The organism is Pseudomonas petroselini, assembly GCF_045037875.1.
Taxonomy (GTDB): Bacteria; Pseudomonadota; Gammaproteobacteria; order Pseudomonadales; family Pseudomonadaceae; genus Aquipseudomonas; species Aquipseudomonas petroselini.
Window position 1 is genome coordinate 5012843 of record NZ_CP173614.1, and the last position, 11424, is coordinate 5024266.

An 11424-nucleotide genomic window follows, 5' to 3' on the forward strand; every position below is an offset into this window, starting at 1 on the left:
GAGATCAAGGCATGCTAAAACCGATACTGCTTGTAGAAGATGATCCCAACGACCTAGAGCTCACGTTGGTTGCCCTTGAGCGGAGCCAGCTCGCTAATGAAGTGGTAGTGGTTCGAGACGGGGCGGAAGCGCTCGACTATCTATTCAAACGAAACATGTTCGAAGACCGAGCGGATGGGAACCCGGCGGTATTGCTATTGGATCTTAAACTACCCAAGGTCGACGGCCTTCAGGTGCTGGAGTCTATTCGTGCTACTGAAGAGCTTCGCAGCATCCCAGTGGTTATGCTGACGTCGTCCAGAGAAGAGCCCGATCTGTCTCGCGCCTATCAGCTGGGCGTCAACGCTTACGTAGTAAAGCCGGTTGAGTTTAAGGAGTTTGTGGGAGCGATATCCGACTTAGGCATTTTCTGGGCAGTCTTGAACGAACCACCGCCTGGGTCAGTCAGAGCAGTACGCCGCCCAAATTCCTGACATCAGCAACTTTATGAACAGCTCATCTACATGCCCCTGAACAAGCTGAAAATATTACTGGTTGAAGACAGCCCGCATGATGCTGAGCTAACGATCCTGGCCTTAGAAGCTAGTGGTTTTAAAGTCGACTCAACCTTAGTTCATAACCACTCTGAAGTTGAGCGAGAGCTTCGTCTTGCTGTTTTCGACGTAATTTTGTGCGATTACTTGCTACCAGGATCCTCCGGCGCCGAGGTGCTGACCATCGCTCAGCAGCTGTCCCCTGAGACGCCGTTTATTTTCCTGTCAGGCATATTTGGCGAGCAACAAGCTGTAGAAATGATCCGCATGGGGGCAGTGGATTACGTTCTAAAGCAGAACATGAAAATGTTGCCTAAGGCAGTCAGACGCGCAGTCCTAGAAGTCCGAGAGCGCAGACAACGACTAAAAGCTGAGGCAGCACTGCAGGAAGTTGAAGTTCGGGCAAGGCTCGCCATTGAAGCAGCGCTGATGGGTGTTTGGGAACTCGACCTTATCTCGGGCCGTTTGCTATGGGATGAACGCTGCAAAGCGCTATATGAGCTGCCTCCTACGTCCAATATAGATTTGGAGTATTTCTTCAGCCGCTGCCACCCTGACGACCGCCCTGCAGTAGAGCAGAACGTTCATAACGCAATCACGCTTCAGCAAAATTATCAGGTCGAGTACCGCATCCTCCTTGAAGGCAATCGAGAACGCTGGATCTTCGCAAGCGGTAGATCAGTTTTTGAAAATGGCGTATGCGTTCGCTTCACTGGCATCGTGCAAGACATTAGCGAACGCAAACGCGCGACTAATGAGCTTGTTGAGCGCAATGAAGAACTCGGTCAAAGGATTGTACAGCGAACGCTTGAGCGAGATCGGATATGGGATTTATCGAGAGAGCTACTGGCTGTCCTGCGCTTCGATATGACTCCCGTCGCGATCAACCCTGCATGGAGGTCTGCGCTTGGATGGTCTGACCCCCAGATCAACGAAATGAGATTGTGGGAGCTCATACATCCAGAAGACCTTGATGCGACTGTCAAAGAGACGGAGAGCATCGCAAGCGGAATAGTTTCAACCCGATTTGTAAACCGACTGCGTCACATCTCAGGCTCTTACCGTTGGATGTCCTGGACGATTGTCCCTGAGAACGGTCTTATGTATGCCGCTGTTCGGGACATCACTGATGAACGAGCCGTGGTTGAAGAACTGGCTGCTGCCAACCAACGCTTACGTGACCAGATCGCAGAGCGGGAACGGGTCGAATCAGCTTTACAGCAATTGCAAAGGCTTGAGGTAGTAGGTCAGCTCACAGCTGGTGTTGCCCACGACTTCAACAACCTTCTAACAGTTATCTTGACGAGTACGACGTTTGCCATTCGGGATATAGAGAAAGGGACGATGGCCAAAACGATCAGCCGCCTAACTAACATCAAAGAGGCAGGAGAGCGAGGCGCCAAGCTAACTGCACAATTGCTGTCGTTTTCTCGTAGGCAACGCCTAGTACCTGTCGTCATCAATTTGAATGACGTAATAAGAGACATGGGCAGCCTTATAGCCAGGGCGCTAGGTGCTAAAAACTCAATACGGTATGACCTGGCCCCTGACCTCCGTAATGCTATGGGCGATCCAACTCAGACAGAAATGATCGCTCTCAACCTCGCGATTAATGCACGAGACGCGATGCCTGCTGGTGGCACCATCACTTTTTCGACATCTAACCTCAAGGTTGACCAACCTCCCCTGCGCCCCGAAGATCCGGACATTGGTTTCTATTCAGTTTTGACCATCAGTGACACCGGAAGTGGGATGGAGGCGGATACGTTGCTCAAAGCCTTCGAGCCGTTCTTCACTACCAAAGATGTTGGCAAAGGGTCAGGTTTGGGGCTTGCACAGGTTTTTGGGTTTGCGAAGCAGTCGGGTGGCGGGGTCAATATTGAGTCACAGCTAGGTGTAGGCACATCAGTGAGGGTCTATTTGCCTAGTGTGGATGAATTAACCGACAGGCAGGCTAACGCTACCCTGACAGTATCTTCAACGACATCCGCAACCGGCAAAAAAGTTCTTTTGGTCGACGACGACCCAGCGGTACGAGCCGTTACACTCCAAATGCTTGAATCATTGGGGTATACGGTTGTTGAAGCCTGCGATGGCATTCAAGCGCTAGAGAAAATTGACCCGACTATAGATATTGTGGTCACGGATTTTGCCATGCCAGGCATGACAGGCTCTGAGCTGGCTTCCGCTATTCAAACGAAGCGTCCCCAAATGCCGATAGTATTCGTTACAGGATACGCTGACATTGATGTACTGGGACTCGAAACCGCTTCTGTAATTCAAAAGCCATTTGATGAGGCCGAGCTTGATCATCGAATCATCGCCGCTTTTGGTAGGTGTGCAGCTCGGTAACCCGTACGCGCATGGTGATTCCTTCTGCAACCATTTTGATCCGTGAACTCTGACGAAGCGTACTGAGACCCAGTGGCACATTGGTCTCCGGACTGTAAAATGGGACTATTCGTTCTCTAAGGCCTGTCCACATGCATCAGATGCTTGAGCACTTTCTCAACCGTGCGCTCGATGTCATGTCATCAGGCTCACCGCCTAATCCACTACTCCATGAAATCGCGCTCGCTCTGCAGGCTGAACTTCCTGATTGCATTGTGGGTATCAACGTCCTCGACAAACCAGGAAGAACCTTTCGTCATTCAATTTTCCCTAGCCTGCCAGATAAATTCGCTCGTAGTCTGGAAGGTAACGTCATTAACGGAAAAAGAGGCTCATGTGGCCTAGGCGTACTGACAGGCAAGCTCGTCAATGTTCCAGACGTGGCAAACGACGAGCGCTTTTCAGATGAATGGAAAGAGCTCTTTGCTCAGTACGGATTAGCATCCCTGATCTCTGTACCTGCACTCACCTTAGACGGCGAAGCTCATGGCAGTGTCGCCGTCATTCATCCTAAAGCGGCGCCGCTTCGGCTAGAGCAAATCGAATTCCTGAGACCATTTGCTGTGCTTTGCGCGAAGATTTGCGCATACAGTAGAACCAGGGAAACGACGCAATTCTTAATGGGAGAACTTGAGCATCGAATTCGAAACCTTTACTTCACCGTTGGGGGATTAGCCAACCTTACGATCAAACGCTACCCCAACCCTAGCGATTTTCGGAGGGTTTTCGGCGAACGTCTGACAATGATGCATCGGGCGCACTCACTTGCTTTCAGCGAGCGAGCGACGGGCTTATTCCAATTGATAAACGAGATCCTAGCGCCCTATTCTAAAGAAAATGAGATATCTATAAGCGGGCCTAAAATCATCTTATCTCCCGACTCGGCTTGCGCGTTCGCGTTAGCAATCAATGAGCTAGGTACCAATGCGTCGAAGTACGGTTCTCTGTCCAAGGTTGGCGGAGTGCTGGAAATTAGGTGGAGTATTTTACCGAAGGGTGAGTTAGATACCGACTCAGTATTCAGACTCTGCTGGATGGAAAGTGAAGGGCCTGCGGTGCAGGAGCCGAGCCGCCAGGGTTATGGGACATTGATGATAGGTGGCACTCTTAGAAACGCATTCGATGGATCAGCGGTGCTTACTTTTGATCCTGCTGGTCTCATTTGCGATATATCTGCGCCATTTTCTCCAAAGCTAGGTATCGAAGGATCTTCGGATTAGCTGACTCAACGTCTATAAATGAGGTCATAACGTCAGCAATCTGGTACCCAGACGACCTAGCAGTTAGTGTAGGAGAAGCAATGAGAAAGAGCGATCTTCCCGTAAAAACTGCCTTACGTGCGGCCTCCCCTTCACATGGAGAAAGAAATGGGCGCGTTATTGGGGGGATGTTCGTTATTGCACAGAATGAATCGCCCCGGATTCTCTAGACACCTTGCAAGAACGCTTCAGGCGCACCAAAACTTGAGGCAACAAAAGGGCCATCACTGGCCCTTCTTTGCCCAATCCAAGATCACTTGCTTAGCCAAGACTCGACAGTCGCTGCGCCGTGCTCAGTTTTCCATTCCTTAAGGCCGCGATGGTTCCCGCCTTTCGTTTCGATGACTTCACCGGTGTGTGGGTTTTTATAGACCTTAACCTGGCGGGCTTTACGTGTGGCTTTAGGTTCAGATACTTGAGCGCGACGACCTGCATGTGGATCAAGCAGGTTGATCACGTCCTTCAAGCTGTATCCGTATTTTGCGAGCAAATCGCGCAGCTTCGTTTCGAATTCAATTTCTTTCTTAAGACCAGCGTCGCCCTTCAGGGCCTCGAGCGCTTGAAGCTGTTCGGCGAGATGTTTTTCAAGCTGGCGAAATTCTGCGAGTTTAGACATGGGAGCTTCCTAAGCAATTAGTATTGGCACGTTACAAGAGGATAGACATTAGATGGAAGGAGAAGACTCAACTCTTAGATTCTATAAGATGAATTGGTATCCTTCGTACCTAGTTGAATCAACGGGCTATCGATAGGAGCGTGAGCAAAGGCTGGGTGCAGTCCAATCAGTTACGTCGCGACTCGACACGTTCAAGACAAATTGCGAAAGTATCCTCGCAACCTGTGTGTTTAAGTCTACGACTGCCCATGTGAAACGTGAACAGCCCTAATAAGCACTGTCGTTAGCGCGTATTTCTGTCTGTGGTGGGGGGTCGATACCGACCACTCGATTACGTCCCGCACGCTTGGCTGCATATGCACGACCATCTGCAACCTTTAACAGATCGTCAAGGTGCTCGCAATTACTACCGAAAACTGCGACACCCGCACTCAGGGTCATGTTCAGTTGCTGCTCAATGAGCTCTAAGGGCGTCGCGGCAAGGTGCTCGCGCAAGGTTTCTGCGATTAGCATGGCCTGTTCCGCCCTGGCCCCCGGCAACAGAGCGGCGAACTCCTCTCCGCCCAGACGACAAAGTAGATCGGTGGCACGCAGACGTTTCGTTAGTACGCTGGCAAAATGGCAGAGCGCTTGGTCACCTGCGTCATGGCCAAAACGGTCGTTAATTTGCTTGAAGTGATCTATATCCAGGTACACCAGCGCTAGGGGCGAACCATTGCGTAGGGCCCGCTCTGACTCACGCTGAAATACCTCGGCCAGCTTTGCGCGATTAGCCAACCCGGTTAAGTGGTCGGTAGTCACTAGCTCTATCAGACGCTGCTCGGTAAGAACTCTGGTACGCTCATAAGTGTGCGAGAAAATGGTGATTGCCAATGTCGCTAGACCAATGTCGAGAACTAAGCCAATATCGTCCACTGGACTCTTTTCTGCATGGTGCCTGGTGATCATGTACAGGCCAAGACTGACGAACAGCAGAGAACCAATCAGCCCCAGACGTAAGCCAAGCAGCAGGTAAAGAATTATCGGTATGGTCTGGATCCAGGCAAATATTCCTACCGATGTCTCTGGCGAGGCGAGCGTGAACATCATAACAGTGAAAAATGGCAGCAGATAAATGATGGTCAGGGCTTGTAGTTGTTTGGTGCGGTCAATGATCATCAGCATGTACAGCGAGATGAACGCGTAAGCTAGTTCCAGCCCGGCCAGCAGCCAGTAACCACGGTTGGCGTTGAACAGTGAGAAGAAGATACCAAAGCACAGAGTTGTCCAAAGCAGCGACTTGAGCATCATGCGTCTGTGTTTCTCGCTATGGTCAATACGGTTGGGCATCGTATTTCCTTCGGTCAGGCAAACTGTAGTGGCAATTGGCAACCACCAGTGTACCTCTTATCCACACTGAAATTGGCAACTCCGCCAACCATCTATCTATTACCGTCGAGAGTCGATTTTCGGTCGCGCTGAATTAAGCGGGCCGCCGAATCACATCGACCTGATTTGGGTATAAGGTAAAAGCTGTCCGCTAGGCTCTATTTTGTGACCTAGGAACCGTGAGGTAGCCCTGGAAAAGTCAACTGTCCCCAATGCTAGCCCCCCTTGAGTGTTGATGTGAGAGAACAGAATCCCGAAGCGGTAGGGTTTATTTACATTGCAGGTGTGTTCAAACAGGTCTTTCTCCGCTGGATGGCGAGGGCCGCCACTCCCCCTTGCTGTACCTGAGCCTGCCCGGCTAGAGCTGTAGTAGTGCATCGTTCCTAGCTTCTGCTTCGGGCCGATTCACTATTTAGCAGGCCGGCATCCTTTAATTCGGTAGCAATTGCACGATCTTACTGGCTCTCTGTGTCGGCAACGTGTCAGCACATCTTTGAGATAATGTAGCCAGCTCCTCTAGCAGATGCTCTTGACTGCCAAGGACGATATTGCCGCTCAGGTCTGCAGATGCAGGGGAGCGCTGAGTGGTAGCAAGGCCCATGCTGCGTAATCGCAGACCGCCAATGAGGATTAGGAGCTACCAATGCATGCCGTTAAGTGGGTCATTGTCGTTCTCCTCAGTGGCTCATGAGCTTATCGATGGCACCGGGCTTGTCATGCACGCCGAAGCGGTCAACGATTGTTGCGCTGGCTTCATTGAGACCGAGCACCTCAACCTCAGCACCTTCACGTCGGAACTTGATCACGACCTTATCCAGCGCTGCGACGGCGGTGATATCCCAGAAATGCGCCTGTGTCAGATCGATGGTAACTTTGCTGAGCACTTCCTTGAAGTCAAAAACCTCAGTGAACTTGCCCGCAGAGCTGAAGAACACCTGGCCCACGACGCGGTAAGTCCGATGCGATTTCGTCTCATCCAGAGTGCTCTTGATATTCAGGTAGTGCCCGACCTTATTGGCAAAGAACAGTGAAGCCAGCAGCACACCTACCAGTACGCCGTAGGCCAGGTTGTGAGTGGCCACGACGACCACGACAGTCACCACCATGACGAGGTTGGTCGACAGGGGATGCTCTTTCAGATTACGCAAGGAATCCCAGCTGAAGGTGCCGATGGACACCATGATCATCACAGCCACGAGTGCGGCCATAGGGATTTTGGAAAGCCACTCACCAAGAAATACCACCATCAGCAGCAGGAAAATGCCGGCACACAATGTTGATAGACGGGTACGACCACCGGATTTCACGTTGATGATCGATTGGCCGATCATGGCGCAACCTGCCATGCCGCCAAGCATGCCGGCAGCGATGTTGGCCACACCCTGGCCTTTGCACTCGCGGTTTTTATTGCTGGTGGTATCGGTCAGATCGTCGACGATAGTCGCGGTCATCATTGACTCGAGTAGACCTACTACGGCCAAGGCAGCCGAGTACGGGAAAATGATGCGCAGGGTTTCAAAGTTCAGCGGCACTTCGGGCCAAAGGAAAATCGGCAACGTATCCGGCAGTTGGCCCATGTCGCCTACAGTACGGATATCCAAGCCAAGATAAATGGCGATGGCAGTCAGGGTCAGGATGCACACCAACGGTGACGGAATCAGCTTGCCGATCTTCGGTACGTATGGGAACAGGTAGATGATCCCGAGACCCGCTGCGGTCATGGCATAGACGTGCCAGGTGACATTCGTAAGTTCCGGCAACTGCGCCATGAGAATCAGGATCGCCAATGCGTTTACGAAACCTGTGACTACCGACCGTGAAACAAACCGCATCAACGAGCCAAGCTTCAGGTAGCCGGCAAGGATTTGAAGTACGCCACATAGTAGGGTCGCGGCCAGCAGGTACTGAAGTCCATGCTCTTTTACCAGCGTAACCATCAGCAGTGCCATGGCGCCTGTCGCCGCCGAGATCATTCCGGGACGCCCGCCGATAAAGGCGATGACGGCACATATACAGAAGGAGGCGTAGAGACCGACTTTGGGGTCTACCCCGGCGATAATGGAAAAGGCGATGGCTTCCGGGATCAGCGCGAGTGCGACGACGACTCCTGCGAGCACGTCTCCGCGAACGTTGGAAAACCACGTTTGATTAATTTTTTGCAGCATAGAAATATCCAAGGCAATGCACCGCACGCACACCAAAAACGGCGAGCGCATCGATACGAATTCAAATTGTGAGGATTATTTGACTGTGTGCTTTGGGTGTAAGAACCGGGCATACAGCAGCACGCACCGCGAGCGAAACAGGCGGGTGCGAGGTGTTGCGAGGGGGCGTAGCGCTAAGGCGGCGTAGGCTGCCAGTAGATCGTTTGGAGTACAGTCATGCTGATGTTCCTGTAGCTCAAGGCGGAGGCGGCACTGATAATACATTAAAGCTAATTTTGATTGCGACCCGTTACCTGACCGACGGCGCTTCGCATTAAGTGATGCCCTTCAACGGCGCTTATTCTACTCCGCTCTACCTGCCGGCCCCCTCCTTATCCCACTCGCTGCGCTCCAAGGCCGTTTGGAGCCAACGTTTTATTTGTATAGTCTTGCCCTGAACACGGCTACTTGAACGGGAGTTCCGGATTGATCAAACCGATAATGCTGTTACGCCGAGGCTTCGCCTCCATGCGCTGGCGCACCAGGGTCACGTTGTGGATTGCGGCAACCATTGCCGGTCTGCTAGTGGTGGCTTTTGCAAGGTTGGCCGACGTAGCCCTGGCGCAGTTTGCTCAACAGACCGCTGAGAGAGCGTGGCTTCCTCTTATTTACACCCCACTGATCGGCATGCTCGTAGTCTGGCTGACAACACGTTTTTTCGTTGGCGCGCAAGGCAGCGGAATTCCTCAGGTAATCGCGGCAACACGGCTTGCGCGTCAAGGTAAGCCCATTAACCGACTGGTTTCACTACGCATTGCTTTCGCCAAGATAGGCCTTGGAACTCTGGCGTTGACGGGTGGCTTTTCGGCGGGGCGTGAAGGCCCCTCAGTTCAGGTTGCCGCGTCCATCATGCACTTCTTTCACCGATTCCTGCCCAACGCAAGAATCGTACGCAGCGAGGATCTCATCCTGGCGGGAGGTGCGGCGGGTATTGCAGCTGCATTCAATACGCCCCTAGCAGGGATTGCATTCGCGGTAGAAGAACTGGGACGCAAGCTGGAAACCCGTACCAGTGGCGTTCTTCTCAGTACCATCATCCTTTCTGGGATGGTCGCGATTGCGCTGCAGGGAAACTACAACTACTTCGGTCATTTCGGCATTCAGGACATCAACCTGGACATAGTCATCCCGGCATTAGTGATAGCCATTGGATGTGGCCTGTTGGGTGGTTTGTTTAGCCGAATGTTGTTATGGCCACAACGGCATCCACATTTCATCATCTGGCAATGGCGGCGCCTGCACCCAGTGTGGTTTGCCGGCATCTGCGGATTGGTCGTCGCTATATTGGGCTGGCTGAGTGGCGGAATGTCGTTCGGTAGTGGGTACGGCATTACCTCTCAGGTCATCGCATCTGATGTAGCCCTGCCATGGCACGCCCCCATTACTCGCTTCTTGGCGACCGTAGTGACGTATTTTTCCGGTATTCCAGGAGGTATTTTTGCCCCCTCGCTCGCTGTAGGGGCCGCAGTCGGCGCCAATACCGCAGAGCTATTCCATCTGGCCGCGCAGCCCACTATTGCACTCTGCATGGTCGGATTTCTGGCTGCCGTTACTCAGTCGCCAATCACCTCAGCAATCATTGTGATGGAGATGATTGATAGCCACAGTATGGTGATCAGTCTCATGGCCGTCGCTTTGATTGCCAAGGCTGTCAGTTCAAGAATGGGCCCTGAGTTGTATCAGCAATTGGCGCGAGGCTTTCTCGAGAGTGCAGAACCTGCCGCTGCGCCAAAGAACCCAGCTCGATAGGCCTTATCGTGTCATCGTTCTAGCCAGCGAGCTCAGTTGATCCTTCTCATGCTGCAGCGCTAGCGTGGTCTCCGCACGAGCGATTAGAAGATCCACGTGCCTGTCGCATGCACCTTTAAAAATCGCTGGGTTTATTTCAGCGAGACTGATGAGGGCTTTCAGCAGGCGTACGTTAACTTCTAGCAAAGCTGCACCGTCCCTGCTGATCGGGGCAAAAAAATCATCGAACAGATCATCAACCGTCAATCCTCGGAGAAAGACCTGTTTACACCCTTGGTCTGTTTGCGAGCCGGAGACGTGAGGCTTGCCCCAGCGAGTTAAAGTCCTCACTCCCCGGCCAATGACATCGATGGCTGTTCCTGGGTCGTTCACCGCAGGCGATAAGGCGCGAGAAGCGATTTCCGAGAGCACACAAAGTCCGAAGCGTGGATCATTTTCAAAGGTTCGACGGACGCCGATGGTTAGGGTTGCAAGAATCCTCTCTCTTGCAGTATCGGTATCACCGGCCATCGTGTTGCCCAAGCTCACAATGTGAAGGAGTGGCATTCCCTCGTGCACAAATGTCCCCGGAAGCACCTCCAGATAAATCTTTACTTGATCGTCCTGCGCGAAAGCTCCGAGTGCACTTACATCAATATGTTGCACGTAACCAGTCAGCTCACTTTTGACGGTTATTGCGCCGAGAGGTAGCGACAGGTCTGTCGGGTAAGCTGAACCGCCCAAGTAAGGCCACTGAACTCGTTGAGTGATTGCCTCTATCGCAGCCTTCTCGACGCGGTCGATGGTTTCCCCAACCCTTCCGAGCTTTGACAGGTGATCGATCCAGCGCAGGAGGGTGTAAACGATCAGGATGACCACAATTATCGTTACTGCGAACAGCAACACCCGACCTTGCGTGCCATAAGCACCCGTGCTCAACGCGATGATCCCCACCAGGCTAAACAGGAATGAGCCTATAAACGTGGCGAGGGCATTTTGGGTCGTGGTGTCTTCCATTACCAAGGTGGTGGCGCGCGGTGTCACTCCGCTGCTCGCGGCCCCATAAGCGGTGACCATCGTGCTCAACGAGAAGGTTGTGACGGCCAGCATGCTGGAGGCAATGATCCCCAGAATTTTGTCTACGGCATCTGCGCCGACGCGCGCTGGCAATGACTCCGGAATGAAGTCTTTGAATACAACAGCGAGCAGAGCCGTAGCCACCCCTAAAAGGGAAAACAGGGAGGCTCTGAACCACAACCGTTTGGTAAGTTGATTCGTTACCCAACGCCAACGAGCAATCATGTGCAATCCTTCAGTGACTACGT

8 protein-coding genes and 2 pseudogenes are annotated in these 11424 nt (G+C 52.4%); 6 read left to right on the top strand and 4 right to left on the bottom strand.

Translation table 11 applies throughout. The features are described from left to right. Positions 1-11: 11 nt before the first annotated feature. The 4 genes and pseudogenes from ACI512_RS22965 to ACI512_RS22980 all read left to right on the top strand — a co-directional run bounded on the left by ACI512_RS22965 (position 12) and on the right by ACI512_RS22980 (position 4334). A complete protein-coding gene (locus ACI512_RS22965) occupies positions 12-473 on the top strand; it encodes a response regulator (protein ID WP_236383920.1) in 462 nt (153 codons plus the stop codon). Positions 474-503: 30 nt separating this feature from the next. Continuing rightward, positions 504-2885, top strand: a complete 2382-nt coding sequence (locus tag ACI512_RS22970) for a response regulator (protein ID WP_405121367.1) — start codon at positions 504-506, stop codon at positions 2883-2885. A 131-nt stretch (positions 2886-3016) separates the two neighbouring features. After that, on the top strand, positions 3017-4144 hold the full coding sequence (locus ACI512_RS22975) for an HWE histidine kinase domain-containing protein (RefSeq protein WP_236382671.1): 1128 nt from the start codon (positions 3017-3019) through the stop codon (positions 4142-4144). Between the two features lie 80 nt (positions 4145-4224). Continuing rightward, positions 4225-4334, top strand: a pseudogene (locus ACI512_RS22980) (DUF2256 domain-containing protein). A 102-nt stretch (positions 4335-4436) separates the two neighbouring features. On the opposite strand, the gene ACI512_RS22985 reads toward ACI512_RS22980, so the two are convergent. Next, positions 4437-4799, bottom strand: a complete 363-nt coding sequence (locus tag ACI512_RS22985; RefSeq protein ID WP_094774134.1) for a histone-like nucleoid-structuring protein, MvaT/MvaU family — start codon at positions 4797-4799, stop codon at positions 4437-4439. Positions 4800-5066: 267 nt separating this feature from the next. Then, on the bottom strand, positions 5067-6128 hold the full coding sequence (locus ACI512_RS22990; protein WP_236382686.1) for a GGDEF domain-containing protein: 1062 nt from the start codon (positions 6126-6128) through the stop codon (positions 5067-5069). A gap of 264 nt (positions 6129-6392) precedes the next feature. Between ACI512_RS22990 and ACI512_RS22995 the strand changes: the two are divergent. Further along, positions 6393-6529: pseudogene (locus ACI512_RS22995) on the top strand (GNAT family N-acetyltransferase); the annotation flags it as partial. A 315-nt stretch (positions 6530-6844) separates the two neighbouring features. Here ACI512_RS22995 and ACI512_RS23000 read toward each other — a convergent pair. Further along, positions 6845-8332 carry a SulP family inorganic anion transporter gene (locus ACI512_RS23000; RefSeq protein WP_236382689.1) on the bottom strand — a complete coding sequence of 496 codons (1488 nt, stop codon included), beginning with the start codon at positions 8330-8332 and terminating at the stop codon, positions 6845-6847. A 465-nt stretch (positions 8333-8797) separates the two neighbouring features. On the opposite strand from ACI512_RS23000, the gene ACI512_RS23005 reads away from it, so the two are divergent. Beyond that, complete coding sequence (locus ACI512_RS23005; protein ID WP_236382691.1) at positions 8798-10120, top strand: chloride channel protein; 1323 nt, start codon at positions 8798-8800, stop codon at positions 10118-10120. A gap of 3 nt (positions 10121-10123) precedes the next feature. Here ACI512_RS23005 and ACI512_RS23010 read toward each other — a convergent pair whose 3' ends face one another. Then, on the bottom strand, positions 10124-11401 hold the full coding sequence (locus ACI512_RS23010) for a DUF2254 domain-containing protein (protein ID WP_236382694.1): 1278 nt from the start codon (positions 11399-11401) through the stop codon (positions 10124-10126). Between the last annotated feature and the right edge of the window lie 23 nt (positions 11402-11424).